General features: G+C 71.6%; 14 protein-coding genes. 5 read left to right on the plus strand and 9 right to left on the minus strand.

Annotation, left to right across the window (positions count from 1 at the left end; all coding sequences use genetic code 11):
• Positions 1-2270, minus strand: a 2270-nt coding sequence (locus tag DMH12_RS29390; RefSeq protein ID WP_125494462.1) for a glycoside hydrolase family 3 C-terminal domain-containing protein, incomplete at its 3' end; no start/stop codon positions are given.
• A 172-nt stretch (positions 2271-2442) separates the two neighbouring features.
• Between DMH12_RS29390 and DMH12_RS29395 the strand changes: the two genes are divergently transcribed.
• The gene (locus DMH12_RS29395) at positions 2443-3735 is read left to right on the plus strand and encodes a pyroglutamyl peptidase (RefSeq protein ID WP_185832621.1); all 1293 of its coding nucleotides are present in this window, start codon (positions 2443-2445) and stop codon (positions 3733-3735) included.
• Here DMH12_RS29395 and DMH12_RS29400 read toward each other — a convergent pair.
• On the minus strand, positions 3707-4531 hold the full coding sequence (locus DMH12_RS29400) for an EI24 domain-containing protein (RefSeq protein WP_125494463.1): 825 nt from the start codon (positions 4529-4531) through the stop codon (positions 3707-3709). The genes DMH12_RS29395 and DMH12_RS29400 overlap by 29 nt on opposite strands.
• Before the next feature lie 150 nt (positions 4532-4681).
• Here DMH12_RS29400 and DMH12_RS29405 point away from each other — a divergent pair, with 150 nt between their 5' ends.
• On the plus strand, positions 4682-5830 hold the full coding sequence (locus DMH12_RS29405; protein WP_125494464.1) for a serine hydrolase domain-containing protein: 1149 nt from the start codon (positions 4682-4684) through the stop codon (positions 5828-5830).
• 40 nt (positions 5831-5870) lie between these two features.
• Here DMH12_RS29405 and DMH12_RS29410 read toward each other — a convergent pair whose 3' ends face one another.
• Positions 5871-6290, minus strand: a complete 420-nt coding sequence (locus tag DMH12_RS29410) for an organic hydroperoxide resistance protein (RefSeq protein ID WP_122620306.1) — start codon at positions 6288-6290, stop codon at positions 5871-5873.
• A gap of 150 nt (positions 6291-6440) precedes the next feature.
• Complete coding sequence (locus tag DMH12_RS29415) at positions 6441-7157, minus strand: cysteine hydrolase family protein (protein ID WP_125494465.1); 717 nt, start codon at positions 7155-7157, stop codon at positions 6441-6443.
• A 57-nt stretch (positions 7158-7214) separates the two neighbouring features.
• Here DMH12_RS29415 and DMH12_RS29420 point away from each other — a divergent pair, with 57 nt between their 5' ends.
• Positions 7215-7727, plus strand: coding sequence for a PadR family transcriptional regulator (locus tag DMH12_RS29420; protein WP_185832622.1), 513 nt, complete (start codon positions 7215-7217; stop codon positions 7725-7727).
• A gap of 219 nt (positions 7728-7946) precedes the next feature.
• Here DMH12_RS29420 and DMH12_RS29425 read toward each other — a convergent pair whose 3' ends face one another.
• Positions 7947-8969, minus strand: a complete 1023-nt coding sequence (locus DMH12_RS29425) for an NADP-dependent oxidoreductase (protein WP_125494467.1) — start codon at positions 8967-8969, stop codon at positions 7947-7949.
• A gap of 98 nt (positions 8970-9067) precedes the next feature.
• Between DMH12_RS29425 and DMH12_RS29430 the strand changes: the two genes are divergently transcribed.
• Complete coding sequence (locus DMH12_RS29430; RefSeq protein ID WP_125494468.1) at positions 9068-9511, plus strand: MarR family winged helix-turn-helix transcriptional regulator; 444 nt, start codon at positions 9068-9070, stop codon at positions 9509-9511.
• 3 nt (positions 9512-9514) lie between these two features.
• Here DMH12_RS29430 and DMH12_RS29435 read toward each other — a convergent pair whose 3' ends face one another.
• The gene (locus tag DMH12_RS29435) at positions 9515-10276 is read right to left on the minus strand and encodes a GntR family transcriptional regulator (RefSeq protein WP_125494469.1); all 762 of its coding nucleotides are present in this window, start codon (positions 10274-10276) and stop codon (positions 9515-9517) included.
• Positions 10273-10815 (minus strand): GntR family transcriptional regulator, encoded by a 543-nt coding sequence (locus tag DMH12_RS29440; protein WP_125494470.1) that lies wholly within the window; start codon positions 10813-10815, stop codon positions 10273-10275. The genes DMH12_RS29435 and DMH12_RS29440 overlap by 4 nt, the downstream gene beginning before the upstream one ends.
• 157 nt (positions 10816-10972) lie before the next feature.
• Here DMH12_RS29440 and DMH12_RS29445 point away from each other — a divergent pair, with 157 nt between their 5' ends.
• Positions 10973-11395 carry an ATP-binding protein gene (locus DMH12_RS29445; RefSeq protein WP_125494471.1) on the plus strand — a complete coding sequence of 141 codons (423 nt, stop codon included), beginning with the start codon at positions 10973-10975 and terminating at the stop codon, positions 11393-11395.
• Positions 11396-11426: 31 nt separating this feature from the next.
• Here the strand turns inward: DMH12_RS29445 and DMH12_RS29450 are convergent, their stop codons facing one another.
• Both DMH12_RS29450 and DMH12_RS39235 read right to left on the minus strand, forming a co-directional pair.
• Positions 11427-15365 (minus strand): hypothetical protein, encoded by a 3939-nt coding sequence (locus DMH12_RS29450; RefSeq protein WP_125494472.1) that lies wholly within the window; start codon positions 15363-15365, stop codon positions 11427-11429.
• Between the two features lie 131 nt (positions 15366-15496).
• Positions 15497-15895, minus strand: coding sequence for a hypothetical protein (locus DMH12_RS39235; protein ID WP_185832623.1), 399 nt, complete (start codon positions 15893-15895; stop codon positions 15497-15499).
• Positions 15896-16123: the final 228 nt, after the last annotated feature.

Genomic DNA, 16123 nt, shown 5'->3' on the forward strand with positions numbered 1-16123 from the left:
GGGTCGGGTTCGACGGGGGCGAGGTAGACCTGGACGACCTCGCGGCCGGGGCGGTCGCCGGTGTTGCGCAGGCGGACCGTGACCGTGGTGCCGTCGACGTGGGCCGACTCGTAGGTCCACTCGGTGTAGCCGAGGCCGTGACCGAAGGGGTACGCCGGGGTGCGGGCGGCCCGGTCCCAGGCGCGGTAGCCGATGAACAGTCCTTCCTCGTAGGGGAGTTCGCCGTCGGCCGGGGCGACCCGGGTGACCGGGGCGTCGGCGAGGTCGCCCCAGGTGGTGGGCAGCCGGCCACCGGGCTCGTGGGCGCCGGTCAGGACGTCCGCGAGGGCCGCGCCGCCCTCCTGGCCGGGGAACCAGCCGAGCAGCACGGCGGCGACGTCCTCGCGCCAGGGCAGTTCCACCGGCGAGCCGGAGTTGACGACGACGACCGTGTGCGGGTTGGCGGCGGCGACCGCGCGGACCAGGTCGTCCTGGCGGCCCGGGAGCCGCAGGTCGGTGCGGTCGAAGCCCTCGGACTCGACCCGCTCGGTGGTGGCGACGACGACCACGGCGGTGTCGGCGGCGGCCGCGGCGCGGGCCGCCTCGGCGATCAGCTCGTCCGGGTCCCGGCGGGGCCCGGCGTGCGCGAGGGCGAAGGTGACGACCTTCATCCGGTCGCCGTCGGGGAGGTCGACGACGTACCTGAGGGACACCTCGACGGGTGTGCCGGCGGTGAGCCGGACCTCGGCGCGGGGTTCGGGGGCGCCGAAGAAGGACAGGAACGGGTCGTCCTTGGCGGGGCGCTGGACGTCGTCGTAGTACGTGGCGCCGTCGACGGTGAGGGTGAAGTGGCCCAGGCCCTTGATGCCGAAGGTGTGCGGGCCGGTCTCGTCCGGGGTGAAGGTGCCGGTCAGCTCGACGGTGTGCAGCCGGTCGTGGGTGACGCCCTCGGGGAGGTCGGAGCCCATCCACTGGATGTGCCCGCTCGGGGCGGACCCGGTGCCGGTGACCTCGCCGTCGGCGTCGCGGCAGACGGCGCGCAGCGCGAAGCCCCGGCCCGCGACGGCGAGTTCGGTGTTCGGATCGGCGCCGACGGAGTAGCTCAGTCCGCCCTCGGGGAGGGCCGCGGTGAGGCCGTCGAGCGGGGAGACGACGTGCGCGGGGAAGACGGTCGCGGAGCCGCCGCCGAGGACGCGGGCGTCGCGGGCGGCGGCTCCGGACAGGGCGACGGTGCCGGGCCGCAGGGGCAGCGCGGGGCCCGTGCCGCCGACGGGCTCGTTGCGGACCAGGACGAAGGAGCGGCGGGCGATCTCACGGGCGAGGGCCCGGCCGTCGACGGCGGCGGGCGGGTCGGTGACGGCCGGTTCGGCGCCGTCGAGGGCTCCGACGCGGGCGGCGAGCCGCAGCACGTTGCGCACCGCGGCGTCGACCTCGGCCTCCGTCACCTCGCCGTCGCGCACCGCCCGCGCGAGGGCCGGGCCGTACACGGTCCTCGGGCCCGGCATGGCCACGTCGAGGCCGCCCCTCAGGGCCCCGGCGGTGGAGCGGGCGGCCTGCCAGTCGGAGACGTTGAAGCCGTCGAAGCCCCAGGCGCCGCGCAGCACCTCCTGGACCAGGTGGTGGTGCTCGGTCATCGTCGGGCCGTTGACCGAGTTGTAGGCGGTCATGACGCCCCAGGGGCGGGCGTCCGCGACGATGGCCTCGAAGGGGGCCAGGTACAGCTCGTGCAGGGCGCGTTCGGAGACCAGGTTGTTCACGGTGAAGCGGTCGGTCTCGGCGTCGTTGGCGACGAAGTGCTTGACGGTGGTGGCGACGCCGCCGGACTGCACGCCGGTGACGTAGCCGGTGCCGATCCGCCCGGTCAGGTACGGGTCCTCGCTGTACGCCTCGAAGTGCCGGCCGCCGAGCGGGGAGCGGTGCAGGTTGACGGTGGGGGCGAGCAGCACGTGGACGCCCTTGCGGCGGGCCTCCTGGGCGAGGAGCACACCGGCCCGGCGGGCGAGGCCGGGGTCCCAGGAGGCGGCGAGCGCGGTCGGCGAGGGCAGGGCGACGGACGGGTCGTCGGCGGTCCAGCGGACGCCGCGCACGCCGACCGGGCCGTCGGACATCACGAGGGACCCGAGGCCGATCTCGGGCAGTGCGGGCAGGCTCCACATGTCCTGCCCGGACAGGAGCCGGGTCTTCGCGTCCAGGCCGAGTGCGGCGAGCGCCGCCTCGACCACGGCCTCGCGGGCCGCGTCCTCGGATCCTCCTGTGTGCCGTACGTCCCGATCGTCCTGTGTGTCCGCCACCGCGGAGACCTCCTCGTCGACTCCGTGAACGTGTGGATCCTTCCTCGCCGGGCCGCGTTCGAACCGGGACCGCACGCCGACGGCCGCCGTGCCGTAGCGCGCGTCCCTCGCGTCACGCGATACTGCGGCCGTCCGCAGCGCACCCCACGGCGACGGAAGGACCTGGACTCCCTTGAGACCCATACGTGTTCGGATCGGCGTACTCGGACTGGCCCTGGTGGCGGGGCTCGCGGCTCCGGCGGCGGCCACGGCGGCACCTCCGGGGGCCGCGGCCACCGCCTCCGCTCCCACGGCCGAGGAGCGGCGGCTCGACGGGGACGTGCCCCGGGAGATCCTGCGCGGCTCCGGATTCGCCGCCGTGGCACCGGCGTTCGCGCGGGGGCTCGGGCGGGCGGACTCCTACCGCGAGGCCCGGCGCCTGGTCGAGCGGGAGGGCTCCGCGCTGTGGCGGCGCGCCGTGGACCGGGCCCAGGGGCGCGGCCCGTCGCACGGGGCCGTCAGCCGCGACGACGACCGGCCGCTGTACTGGGCGCGGCTCTCGATGACACGGGAACTGCGCACCTGGGAGCCCCGGTTCGGGCTCGGGGAACGGCAGCGGGACGCGCTTCTCGACGCGTTGGAGCGCACCTCGCGCGGGCAGTCCGACATCCGCCTGCCGCAGCGGCACGACGGCGACGGGGGCAAGGGCGTGAAGCGTGTCCTGCTCACCGGCTTCGACCCCTTCACGCTGGACCGCGACATCCGCATCTCCAACCCGTCCGGCGCCGCCGCGCTCGCCCTGGACGGCACGGTGATCGACACCCCGGACGGGCCCGCGCGAGTGGAGACGGCCGTGTTCCCGGTGCGCTGGCGGGACTTCGCGGCGGGGACCGTGGAACGGACGCTGCGGCCGTATCTGCCGGGGGTGGACCTGTTCACCACGGTGAGCCAGGGCCGGGTCGGGAAGTTCGACGTGGAGCGGACCAACGGGGCCTGGCGGGGCGGCTTCCCCGACAACGAGAACGTGTCCCGCACGGAGACGGTGCCCGTCGCCGACCCGGCCTCGCAGCCGCAGTGGACGACGACCACGCTGCCGTACGCGGCGGTCACGGCGGCGGCGACCGGCCGCTTCCCGGTGTACGACAACACGAGCGTGACCGAGATCCCGGCGGGCTCCACCCAGGCGGTCGTACGGCCGGACGGGCCCACGCCCGGTTCGACGGCCCGCGAGGGCGGCGGCGGGAACTACCTCTCCAACGAGATCGCCTACCGGGCGACGCTGCTGCGGGACCGGCTCGGGCTGCGCGGCACGCTGCCGGGCGGGCACGTGCACACGCCGGTGCTCCAGTTCGGGGCCGGGAACACCGATCCGGCGACGGGCACGGTCACCGATCCCGAGTTCGTGCGGAACCGGCTGGACATCGTGGCGCAGGTGCGGGCGATCGTGGCCGTGGCGGTCAGTGCGCCGGAGCCGGACCGGGGCTGACCGCCGGGTCGGCGGGGCCGCCGCCGGAGCGGTCGTCGCGGCCGTCGCGGATCTCCTCGCCCAGCAGCTCGCGGGCGAGGAGGGTGGCGCCGGCGACCGCGCCCGGCATCAGGAACACGGCGACGAAGGGCACCAGGAAGGACACGGCCAGCGGGGTGCCGAAGCCCCAGACCAGCGTCTTGCGCGAGCGCAGCAGGGCGAGGCGCTCGCGCAGCTCGACCCCGCGGCGCTGGAGGGCGACGGAGGTCAGCTCCTCGGTGAGGAAGAAGCCGGTCACGAAGAGGCCGATCACCGGGACCACCGTCTGCCCGGCGAACGGGATGAAGCCGAGGGCGAAGAGCAGCACGCCCCAGAGGGCGGCGCGGACGAGGATCCGCAGGCTGTCGCGGCCGGAGAGCCACACCTCGCGCCAGAGCGGCAGGTCGGACTCGGGGGCGGTGCCGTCCGGGGAGACGTCGCGGTCGACGCGCTCGGACAGGGCCTCGTAGAAGGGCTGCCCGATCAGCAGGGTGACCGCGGTGAAGGTGAGGACGGCCAGCAGCAGGGCGAGGGCGAACAGGACGACGGTCAGGAAGCCGCGGAAGAGCCCGAGCCAGGGGCTCGACCAGTCGTCGGCGAAGGGGGTCGTCCAGGCGACGAAGTCCGTGCCCCACATCGCGAGCGCGACCAGCGCGGCCGCGTACAGGACCAGTGTGATCAGGCCCGGGACGAGCCCGAAGCCGTAGCTCTTGCCGTGCCGGGCAACCCAGCGCTGGCCCTTCAGGAGATGGCCGAATCCCGCCCCAAGATCGCGCATGGGCGGCACTCTACCGGTCGGCGCCGCCACCGCCGCGCCCCGATTGAGTCGAACCCGCTCGTCCTGCCGTACCGATCGGTGGAAGTCCGGTGGACGTACCGGCCGGTGGCGGGCCGCGGGCGGGCCCGGCGAGTGGGTGAGGAGAAGCGGATGACGCAGGAGATCCACGGCACCGTCGCCGACGGCTTCGAACGGGTGCGTGAGGAGTTCACGGCCGTCGTGACCGGAGAACCGGCGGACCACGAGAGCCAGTTGTGCGTGTACGTGCACGGACGCCGGGTCGTCGACCTGTGGACCGGCGACGGAGCGGGGGCGGGTTCGCTGTACGGGGTGCACACCGCCACCCTGGGCGCCGCGCACCTGGTGGCCGCCCTGCTGGTCCAGGAGGGCACGCTGGAGCTGGACCGCAGGGTGACCTACTACTGGCCGGAGTTCGCGGCCGAGGGCAAGGGGTCGCTGACCCTGCGGGACCTGCTGGCGCACCGCGCGGGTGTCATCGGCACGGACACCGGGTTCAGCACCGCCGAGCTGGCCGACGACCGGGTGATCGCGGAGCGTCTCGCGGACCAGCGTCCGTACTGGCGGCCCGGCACGGCCTTCGGATCCCACGCGCTGGTGCTCGGGGCGCTCGCGGGCGAGGTGGTGCGCCGGGCCACGGGCCACACGCTGCAGGAGGTCTACGAGGACCGGGTCCGCGCCCCGCACCACCTGGACTTCCACCTGGGTCTGCCTGCGGGGCTCGACGACCGCTTCCGCGCCGCGCGGCCGATGGTCCGCACGCCGGTGCAGCGGGCCGGGGCCGCGTCTCCGGACGGTCCGCGTTCCCTCGCGGCGATCGCGTTCAACCGGAACGCGGCGCACCGCACCTGCCTGGAGACGCTGCCCAACGAGCCCGCGGTCCGTGCCGGGGGCCCCGCCTCCGTGGGCGGGGTGGCCTCGGCGCGCGGTCTCGCGGGGCTGTACGCGGCGGCGATCGGGGAGGTGGAGGGCAGGGCGCCGCTGCTGAAGCCGGACACGCTGGCGGAGTTCGGCCAGTTCCACTCGGTGGGCTACGACCTGGTGACCCGGACGCACGGGGCGTACGGCATCGGCTTCGAGGCGACGGCGGACCTCTGGCACCCGTTCCTGGGCGCCGGGACGATCGGGCACGGCGGTGCGGGCGGCAGCCAGGGCTTCGCGGACCCGTCGGGCGGTCTGGCCTACGGCTACACGCGGCGCCGTTCCGCCTGTCCGGGCGGGGCGGCGCCGGAGAACCGGCGGCTGGTGGCGGCGGTGCACGCGGCGGCGTCGGCCTGCTGAGCGCCGCGCGCGCCGCCGCGTACCCCGGGGCCGTCCCCGGTCAGACGAGCGTCACGGTGATGTTGCCGCGGGTCGCCTTCGAGTAGGGGCACACCTGGTGGGCCTTCTCCACCAGGGACCGCGCGGTGGCGGCGTCCACCGCCGGGATCTCGGCGGAGATCTCGACGATGATGCCGAACCCGTCGTCGTTCTTGCCGATGCCGACCTTGGCGGTGACGGTCGAACCGGAGATGTCGGCGCCCTCCTGGCGGGCGACGACGCCGAGCGCGCCCTGGAAGCAGGCGCTGTACCCGGCGGCGAACAGCTGCTCGGGGTTGGTGCCGGCGCCGTTGCCGCCCATCTCCTTGGGCGGGTTCACGACCAGGTCGAGCTTGCCGTCATCGGTGGCCACCCGTCCGTCGCGGCCGTTCTCGGCGGTGGCGACGGCGGTGTAGAGGACCTCGGACTGCTGGATGGGCATGCGGTGTCTTCCTCCTCGGTCCGCCGTGACTCGCGCCCACGACCACGACGGATTTCGGAATGACGCTACCGCATGCCGGAACTTCGGTGAAGGTCCGGCAGGAAGATCCCGTCCGGTTCAGGCTGATCCCGTCGGGTGGCTGCGGCCTCTTCAGGCTCCAGTGCCGCATCGGGCGATGTTCGCCCGCTCCTCGTCCCGCTCCTCGTCCCGTGATGCCGGTGAGGCTGGGGTCAGCCGGCCGGCGATCTCTTCGGCGGTCAGGACGAGAGCGAAGCCCTTGCGCAGGACGGCGAGTTCGGGTTCGTGCCGGGACTCGTCGTCGGTGGCCGTGGCGTCGGATCCGAAGACGACCTTGTAGCCGCGTTCGTACGCCTGCCGGGCCGTGGCGCCACAGCAGTAGTTAGTGAGCGTTCCCGTGACGACGACCGTGTCCCGGCCGAGATTGCGCAGCATGGTGTCGAGCGGGGTGTCGTAGAACGCCCCGTAGGAGGGCTTGCGGATCACGGCCTCGTCGGGGCGTCGGCCCATCGGGGCCCACACCTCGGCAGGGCCTGGTCGGCGCCACTCGGTGTCGGCGTGCGGGAGGAACTGCAGGGCGCGGGGCCGGTCCAGACCGAGATGGGTGTCATCGAAGACGGTCCAGATCACCGGGACCGAGGCGGCCCGGCAGTCCTCGACCAGTTGCCGCAGCCGTGGCGCCATCCGGGTGGCCGCGGGCACCCAGTAGGGACTCCAGCCGGGCCGGACGAACTCGTCCTGCATGTCGATGACCAGCAGTGCCGTCCGTTCGGGCCGAACGCCGAACGATGCCCGGCCGTGCTCGTAGGCATCACGCGCTCGCGTGGTCACCCATTCCTCGGTGTACATACCCCCGCCTCCTACATCGATTCGAGGTACCTCGTTTCGATGTGCGAGAGTAGCAGCATGCTCGAACTCGCGATCCTGGGATTCCTGGCCGAGGAGCCGCTGCACGGCTATCAACTGCGCCACCGCATAGCTCAGCTGTCCGGCCATGCCCGGCCGGTCAGCGACGGCAGTCTCTACCCGGCGATCAACCGGCTGGTCAACGCCGGACTACTCGCTCGGCGGACCGAACCGGGTGCTTCGGCCGCTCGGCGGCACACCCTGAGCCTCACCGATGCCGGCCGCTGCGAGCTACTGCGCCGACTGCGGGATGCCAACGGTCTGGACATCAGCGACAGCACCCGCTACTTCACCGTCCTGGCCTTTCTCTCCCACCTGCCCGACACCGCCGACCAGCACGCGGTACTGCGCCGCCGACTGGACTTCCTCGAACAGCCGGCGAGCTTCTTCCACGACGGTGACCGCCCACTGGGCGTCGAGGACACTGACGACCCCTACCGGCGCGGCATGCTGACCGTCGCCCGTGCCACCAGCCGCGCGGAGAGGTCCTGGCTTCGGGAAGTACTGGCCTGACACGGGCACCGCCGGCCGGCACCTCCTGGGTCGGCCAGGGGGCGCCGCCGTCAGCCACGAGGGCCTTCGGGTCCGGCTCCGATCCAGCTGGGCTTACGCGCAGCCGGGACCAACCGCCCCGGACCCGTCTCCCGGGCCGGGGCGTGGGACAGGACGCGAACGGGGCGCCACAGCCAGTGGCGCCCCGTTCCGCAAGCCCGGGTCTCTGGCCCCGGGTCGTTACAGCTTGACGATCATCTTCCCGGTGTTGTCGCCGCGCAGGACGCCGAGGAACGCCTCCAGGTTGTTCTCGATGCCCTCGACGACCGTCTCGCGGTACTTCAGTGCGCCGGAGGCGACCCAGGGGCCGACCTCCTCGACGAACTTCGGCTGAAGGTCGTAGTGGTCGCCGACCAGGAAGCCCTCGATGCGGCCGCGGGTCTGGATCAGGCGGGCGAGGTTCTTCGGGCCGGGGGCGGGCTCGGTGTTGTTGTAGACGGAGATCGCGCCGCAGATGGCGATGCGGCCGTTCAGGTTGAGGGAGCCGATGGCCGCCTCCAGGTGGTCGCCGCCGACGTTGTCGAAGTAGACGTCGATGCCGTCGGGGGCGGCGGCGCGCAGCTGCTCGCTCACCGGGGCGTCCTTGTAGTTGAAGGCCGCGTCGAAGCCGTACTCGTCGACGAGCAGCCGGACCTTCTCGTCCGAGCCGGCCGAGCCGATCACCCGGGCGGCGCCCTTGAGCTTCGCGAGCTGCCCCACCTGGCTGCCGACGGCCCCGGCGGCGCCGGAGACGAAGACCGTGTCGCCCTCCTTGAAGGCGGCGGTGCGCAGCAGACCGGCGTAGGCGGTGAGGCCGGTCATGCCGAGTACGCCGAGGTACGTCGACAGGGGCGCGGCGTCCGGGTCGACCTTGACGGCGCTCTTCGCGTTCACTGCGGCGTACTCGCGCCAGCCGAGGAAGTGCAGGACGTGGTCGCCGACGGCGAAGCCCTCGGCGTTGGAGGCGACGACCTCGCCGACCGCGCCGCCCTGCATGGCCTTGCCCAGCTCGTAGGGGGCCGCGTAGGACTTGGCGGCGCTCATCCGGCCGCGCATGTAGGGGTCGACGGAGACGTACAGGTTGCGCACCAGGACCTGGCCCTCGCCCGGGGTGGGGACCTCGGCCTCGACCAGGGCGAAGTCCTCCGGCTTGGGCCAGCCGACCGGGCGGGTGACCAGGTGCCATTCGCGGTTGACGGCGGGGAGGGAGGGGGAGTCGGTCATGGGGGCGCCTTTCGTCGTTGGCCGAAATGCTTCAGGTTCTGAAACAACCATGCGGCTGAACATTTCACCTTGTCAAACAAATGGGTACCCTGGATCGCATGGCCACACCACGCGACACCACGCGCCGACCCGACGCACTCACCCTCGAAGTCGTCGAGCTGATCGGAGAGGTCGTGGCCCGCTTCCACGCCGACTACGAGGAGGCGGCCGCCGAGCGCGCGCTGACCGGGGCGCAGGCCAAGCTGCTCAGCCTGCTGTCACTGGAGCCGCTGCCGATGCGGAAGCTGGCGCAGAAACTGAAGTGCGAGCCGTCGAACGTCACCGGGATCGTGGACCGGCTGGAGGCGCGGGGCCTGGTCGAGCGCCGCCCCGACCCCGCCGACCGGCGCGTGAAGGTCGCGGCGGCTACGGAGGAGGGCCGGCGGGTGGCACGGGGGCTGCGGGAGTCCCTGCGGTTCGCGCGGGAGCCGCTGGCGGGGCTCTCCGAGGGGGAGCGGGTGGCTCTGCGGGACGCGTTGCGGAGGATGGTCGAGGAGGGCTGACCCTCATTCCCCTTCGAACTCGTACTGAAGCTCGTAGAGGTGCCCGGCCTTCACCATGACCGTAACCTCGACCGGGCGACCCCCGTCACCCTGGACGACCCGGAGGGTGCGCAGGACAGGCGTACTGCTGGTGAGGTGGAGGGCCCGGTACTGCTCCTGGGTCGGAATCCGCGCGGAGACACGGTCCACGCTACGGCATGCGGGGTGCCCCAGTTCCGACAGCAGTGCGGGTGCGCCGCCCTTGATCCGGCGACGCTCCATGAGCGCCGTGCCCCTGGCGATGTCCAGCAGGTAGTAGCAGTCGACGAGTTCGGCGGGCTCGTCGTCGATCAGGAGAATCTGACTGCGCAGCAGTGCCGTGCCGTCCTCGGGGAGGCCGAACGCGAAACGGACGTCGGCGGGTGGACGGACCTCCGCCACGTCGCGGAGGACACTGCGGGCGTGGGTGCCATGCTTGGCAGCCTCCGTGAGCCAACGGTCGGCAGTCTGGAGCGCGGCCGGCGACACCGTACGCTGACGGTGCTCGCGGACGGTGACCGAGGCCCCTGCCCTGCCCACCACGAGACTCTCCTCCTTGAGGACTTGCAACGCCTTCTGCACCGTGGCGTTCGACGCGTCGAACCGCTCCTTGAGCCGCGCCGTCGAGGGAAGGCTCGCCCCTGGCGCCAGTTCACCGCTCATGATGTCGTCGCGCAGATCGGCGGCGATGCGCTCGTGGAGAGAGCGACGGTCGACGCCTTCCGTTTCTGCCTGGGGCACGGTCATCCGATCTCGATCTGATAGCGCAGTCTCTGCCGTAGGGCAGGCATCACCATACGATCCACCTGAATCGGGCGGCCCTCGCGGTCGAGCGTCAGCCGGGTGAGCCGCAGAACCGGCTCATCGGGTGCGGTCTCCAAGGTCCGGCGCTCGCCCTCGTCCGGCATCGTGGCCGTGACGTCCTCGCGCACCAGGGAGCCGACGTGGCCGAGTTCGGCGAGCAGGGTGACGGCACCGCCGCGGATCTTGGCGGTGCGTGACAGAGCGGTGCCCGCGGCGATGGTCAGCGGGTAGAACGTGTCGGTCAGCTCGTTCGGCCGCTCGTCGAGGAGGATCAGTCGCCGGCGCACGACGACCGGCCCCCCTTCGGGTACGCCGAGCAGATTCGCGACCTCGGCGGGCGCGGGCACCTCACCGGCGTGCAGGATGCGCTGCGTCCCCCGGCGACCCTGCGCCTCGGCCTCGGCGCCCCAGGCGTCGCCGCGCCCATTCCCCTGCGGCGTCAGATACGGGACAGACGTGCTGACCCAACTGCTCGCGCTCATACGGTCCTCCTCGCGGCCGACGCTTGCCCATATCAGGGCCCAACGTTAAGCGACTTCGCCCATGCGTTCCTCACCATCCTGCCACCTAGCTGCTTTTCGTGAAAAGCGATACGATTGCCTCCCAGTCGGACGCTCCAGCTCCCGGAGGTGGCCCCTCGTGCCCTTGTCACGAGCCCGTCGGTTCCCGCGCTCACGCGCCTCAGTGCGCGACGCCCGCGCCTTCGTCCGTGAGGTTCTGACGGACTGGGGTCACACCGATCGGCTGGACGACATAACCCTCTGCGTTTCGGAGTTGGCCACCAACGCGCTCCTTCACGGAGTGCCGCCCGGCAGGGAGTACTGCGTGAGCCTCGCGCTCGATGGCTCGGTGATCCGCCTCGCGGTACGGGACAGCGGCGACCGGCATCTCGATGTCGACGGTCCGGAGGCCGACTTGGACGCATGTTCCGGACGCGGTCTGCGCCTGGCCCGGGAGGTTGCCGACGACCTTGGCGTCACACAGGAGGTCGTCGGGAAGAGCGTGTGGGTGGCTTTCAAGAGCGTGCCGCCGAGTGAGTGCGCCAGAGAGGCTGCCTACTGACGGACGGACCGGCTCGCCTGTATATCCGGAACTATGACGCTGTCCGTCGAACGCACGCCAGGGCCTCGTCCAACGCCTCGGGAGACACCATCGCCAATTCCTCCAACGCTTCCTCGTGGGTGTCGAGGGACAGTGCCCAGCGGAGCAGTGATCTCGCCTCGGGAGAACGGCCACGGGCCCGAGCCAGGGCCACCAGGGCGGAGGCGTGCGCGGAAGGTTCGGTGATGGTGCCGGCGACCTCGGTGGCCTGGTGGAGGCGGTCCGCCTTGACCAATGCCTTCACCGCGCCGACCAGCGTCGAGGCGCGGTTGGAGGGGTTCGGAGTTGCGCGTACCAGGTCGGCCGCCCGGTGGGCGAGACGGACGGCCTCCTCCGTGTGCCCCGCGTCCGCCAGTTCTCCCGCCAGTGCTACCAGGGATCCTGCTACGTCGGCCGGCGTCATGGCCTGTTCGTCCTCGATGAGGCTTGCAGCGATCTCGGTGGCGTCGCCCAGTCTCCCGACCGCCACCAGCGCCTGGGCTGCGCTGGTGAGTGCCTTGACGCGGTAGAACGTGGTCGGGGCGGTACCCGCCAGTTGGACTGCCGTACGCGCGAGATGAACGGCATCGTCCGTCCGGCCCGCCTTGGCCAGTTCCCGGGTCGCGCCCACCAGAGCCGCCACACGGTCATCGGGCTCGGTGATGGTTTCCGCAAGGCGGATACTCTCGTCTGCCCGACCCGCCCTGGCCAGTGCCCTGGCGACACTCGCCAAGGCCGAGGAGCGCCAAGTGCGGACAGACGTCGCACGGGCGAAGTCGGCGGCGGTGTGCGCAAGACGGACGGCTTCCTCGGTCCACCCCGCCTCTGCCAGTGCAACTGCCACGTGTGCCAAGTCAATCGCCTGGTCATCGGGATCGACATGTCCTCGGCTCACTCGCACGTAGGTATCGACAAGTTGGATCGCCTCCGCGGCTTGATGCGTCTCCACGAGTGAAAGCGCGGCATGACCCAACAGCGTGGCCCGGGGCCCGGGCAGCTTGACTGTCATCGCCATGTCGACCGCGGTCCGGGTGACTTCCGCGGCTTCCTCCGTGCGATCCACTTGGGCCAGTGCCCTAGCCACTTGCAGGCTGCTTGAGACCGTCCGGGCGACGTCGGGCGCGGTGCGGGCCACTTCGATGGCATTGTCCGTGCACCGTGTCGCGTAATCCTCCTCCCCTGCGTCCGCCAGCAAGCGAGCCGCGTGCACCAAGGTCGAGGCACGAGGTCGAGGATCGCTGATCTTGGCTGCCACTTCGGTGGCACTACGGACCAGGCGGACGGCCTCCTCGGTCTGCCCCGTCCGCGTGAGAACGCACGCGACGCGCAGCAGTCCGTCGGCCCGCGTCGCGGCGTCGCCCACGGTGCCGATCGCTTGGGCAGCGGCGATGCCACGCCGCGCGGCCTCGTCCGTGTGACCGGCCTTCGCCATGGCCAACGCCACGTCGCCCCATGCCATGGCGCGGTGCCCAGGATCGCTGATGGAGTCCATGAGACGGACCGCTTCCTCCAGCCGCTCCGCGGTGACCAGCAACTGTGCCACCTGTCCGAGCGCGTCGGCCCGCTCCTCCGGCTTGGTGAGATCGCCGGCCACCTCGACGGCATCCGAGACAAGGACGATTGCCTTCTCCGAGAGTCTCGCCTTGAACAGGACTGACAGCACATCGATCACCGCCGAGAACCGGCGCTCGGGGCTAGTGATAGTGCGCGCAAGGCAGATTCCGTCCTCTCCCCTTCCTGTCTTCGCCAGCACGTCGGCCAGTTCGGCCAACACTCCTGCCCGCTCATCCAGGTCATGCAGGTCGTCGGCTGCCTCGGCAGCGGCACGTACCGAATCGACGGTCTCCTCCGACAGCCCCATCTCCGCCGATGCCTCGGCCACTCTGACAAGTACCGCGCACCGATGTCCCGGGGCATCGATCGTCAGCGCACATCGGGAGGCTTCGTCGCCTCGTCCCGCCTTCGCCAGCACGTACGCGACCTGTCGCAGCACCACGACCCGCTCTTCCAGATCGCCCAGGCCACCGGCACCGTCTGCAGCGTTACGAGCCAGGCCGACGGCCTCGTCCGTCCGCCCCGCGTCCATCAGCGCCTCAGCCACCACGACTGACGCCCAGGATCGCCGAGGGGAGTCGGTGAGTGCGCGAACCACATCGTCCATCTCGGTGACCAGGGGGGCGACTTCCTCCGTCCGCCCCGCCTCCACCAGTACTTCCACCACGGCGGCCAGTGCCTCGACTCGACTCACCGGGTCACCGAGCGCACGCGCCGTCTCGGCCGCTTCACGGGTAAGGCCTGCGGTCCGATTCGGATGCCCGGCTCGGACCAGTTTCCACGCCGCCTGGACGAATGCGGTGCTCCGCATCCTCACATCGCCGATCGTGCCAGCCAGTTCGGCGGCGTCATCTACCTGCTCCGCGTCCGCCAACGCGAGGACGCAGTGGAGCAGCGCCTGTTCACGGACCGAAGGCCGGATCAAGGCATGCACGGCCCTCAAGACCAACTGCTCTTCCCCGATCACCAAGGCTTCACGGAGAACGTTCGCGAACAACCGGGACTCGTGCGCGGAGAACTCGACCCTGGCACCGAGCAGCGCCGCAGCCTTGCGGACGTGCCCGAGCCTGGCCAGCACAGTGATGGCCTCGGCCGGGAAACTCAGTGCCTTGCGCTTGAGTTCGTCTCGGCAATACGAAAGGCGCACGCACGAGACGAGGTCCGCTTCCGGCTCCGCCCTGTGCAGCGTGAAGGCATCAGCGATCTCGGTGAGGGCTTCAGTGTCGCTTCCGGTGGTGTGCCACAGCCGCTCGTGCCGTGCCGGATCGGTCGCGAGCCGCGTAAGCCGAGCGGTGTCCAGCTGTTCGCGCAGCATCTGGGGGTAACCCTTCAGCGCGTATTCGGGAGTGTCCTGCGGCCACGCCCCTTCCCGGTACGCGTCGATCAGGTCGTGCACACGTGCCCGGTAGTCACGCAGCACGGAAGGACGCAGCAGATGCCCGGCACGGACCACGAGCTCTTGGTGGGCGAAGGAGTACAGAGATGGGCGTCGACCGTCGCTGAGCGGCCACTGCGCGGGGCGGCGCTGAAAGGACCGCCCCGTCGCACCGCTGAGGACCGCCTCGATCTGCCGGGGGGTCCGGTCCCCGATCAGAAGGGCGTAGTCGGCAGCGCTGAGTCCGCCGCCCGCGGCGGAGGTCAGACCGACGAGGTCGAGGGAGAGGCCTCCGGCGACGATCATGTCGTTCAGACTCCGCTCGGCGTCCTCGCGTACCGCGCAGGCGGCAGCTGATTCCGCGAGGCCGTGGTTGATGTGGCCCGACCGCAGCGGATGACCACCGGGCACGTCGCCAGGGACGGGCGGATTGGGCCGGCCGGCGACGATCACGCGCAGGCCGTCCGGCGGGGTGGCGGGCAGCAGTCCAGCAATGCTGTATCCGGCGAACGCGGACTCGACGCCGCTGTCCTCATCCATTCCGTCGACTACCAGCACGAGCCGTTGCCCCCGGCCGAGTGCCCGTTCGGCGGCGCGGCGCAGGGCGTCATGGAAGCCGCCGTAGCCGTCACAGTAGAGGTCGCTGTCCTCCAGGTAGGCGCGCAACTGCTGTTGCAGCATGGACAGGAAAGCAGTGCGGTCGGAGCGGCCGGCCAAACGCGCGGTGATGAAGAAGGCCAGTACGTGCACGCCGTCCGGAGGGTTCAGGGCGAACTGGGCCATGAGCGCCGTCTTGCCCGACCAGGCCGGGGCTAGCCATCGCCAGTAGGACGGACCGTGCGCGTGGTCGCCGAGAGCGAAGGTGCTCATCTCGGCGAGTTCCTTCTCTCTGCCCTCGAAGTGGGTGGCGGCCAGTATGCGGATCTCCGCCTCGTACACCGAGAGCGGCGCCTTGCTCGCGCCGTTCACGATCACGTCTCCCATGATCGTGGTGGTGCTGTTGTGGTCGCCCGTGACGACCACGCCGAGGTCCCCGTCGGCGTCGACCGCCCGCTTCCCCAGGGACACTCCCCGCTGGGCCGACGCCCTGATCGCGTCGGCGGGAGCCTCCTGGGCCGGGGCTTCAGCGGGCTTGCGCAGGCCCCGCCACCACTTCACATGTCCTCGTTCTCGTCGCCGGTGACGGCCTGGCCGATGCCACCGGAGGCGGAGACCCCTCGCTCGCCGGGTACGGCGTTGCCCGGGGAAGAAGCGGAGGCCGACGGGGCGGTGGGGGCCGACGCGGGCCCGAGACGGTTGCGGTCGCCGGTGACCGCGCGACCAATAACCCCGCCGGACTGGACCGACCGGGCCCCTGCGGTCGGAGAGCCGTTGCGGAGCAAGGCGATCACCGACACCAGCAGGGCGAGGAGGCCGACCACCGCGCCCGCCACGCTCGCCGCCTGCCCCGCGGTGTCCAGGTCCGCCAGGACCGCCACGAGCACCAGCGCCACCGAGGCCAGTCCCGCCGCCACCGCTGTCACGACGATCCAGGCCCGCGCCGTCCCTGACATGGCCATATCCCCACCGACTTCCCCGTGCCGCCCGGTCCGGACGAGATGAGCAGGAGGAGAGTTGCCGGTGAGCGCCCCCGTCAACTCCCGTTACGCAAACCGTATCCGCTCAGCCGGACCTATCACCATGGAAAGGCGTCCGGAAGGGCCTACGTGCACCACCACAGGAAGCGGTCGCACGTCTCCGTCGGGGTCGGGGTCGGCTCGTCCGGTGGTGTGGGGGTGGTG

Source organism: Streptomyces sp. WAC 04229 (genome assembly GCF_003947455.1).
In the GTDB taxonomy this organism is placed as follows: Bacteria; Actinomycetota; Actinomycetes; order Streptomycetales; family Streptomycetaceae; genus Streptomyces.

What these genes read in the sequence shown, in the direction of transcription:
- DMH12_RS29400 (WP_125494463.1), bottom strand. Translation starts at nt 4,531, where the DNA reads ATGCGCGATCTTGGGGCGGGATTCGGCCATCTCCTGAAGGGCCAGCGC.
- DMH12_RS29405 (WP_125494464.1), top strand. Translation starts at nt 4,682, where the DNA reads ATGACGCAGGAGATCCACGGCACCGTCGCCGACGGCTTCGAACGGGTG.
- DMH12_RS29410 (WP_122620306.1), bottom strand. Translation starts at nt 6,290, where the DNA reads ATGCCCATCCAGCAGTCCGAGGTCCTCTACACCGCCGTCGCCACCGCC.
- DMH12_RS29415 (WP_125494465.1), bottom strand. Translation starts at nt 7,157, where the DNA reads ATGTACACCGAGGAATGGGTGACCACGCGAGCGCGTGATGCCTACGAG.
- DMH12_RS29420 (WP_185832622.1), top strand. Translation starts at nt 7,215, where the DNA reads ATGCTCGAACTCGCGATCCTGGGATTCCTGGCCGAGGAGCCGCTGCAC.
- DMH12_RS29425 (WP_125494467.1), bottom strand. Translation starts at nt 8,969, where the DNA reads ATGACCGACTCCCCCTCCCTCCCCGCCGTCAACCGCGAATGGCACCTG.
- DMH12_RS29430 (WP_125494468.1), top strand. Translation starts at nt 9,068, where the DNA reads ATGGCCACACCACGCGACACCACGCGCCGACCCGACGCACTCACCCTC.
- DMH12_RS29435 (WP_125494469.1), bottom strand. Translation starts at nt 10,276, where the DNA reads ATGACCGTGCCCCAGGCAGAAACGGAAGGCGTCGACCGTCGCTCTCTC.
- DMH12_RS29440 (WP_125494470.1), bottom strand. Translation starts at nt 10,815, where the DNA reads ATGAGCGCGAGCAGTTGGGTCAGCACGTCTGTCCCGTATCTGACGCCG.
- DMH12_RS39235 (WP_185832623.1), bottom strand. Translation starts at nt 15,895, where the DNA reads ATGTCAGGGACGGCGCGGGCCTGGATCGTCGTGACAGCGGTGGCGGCG.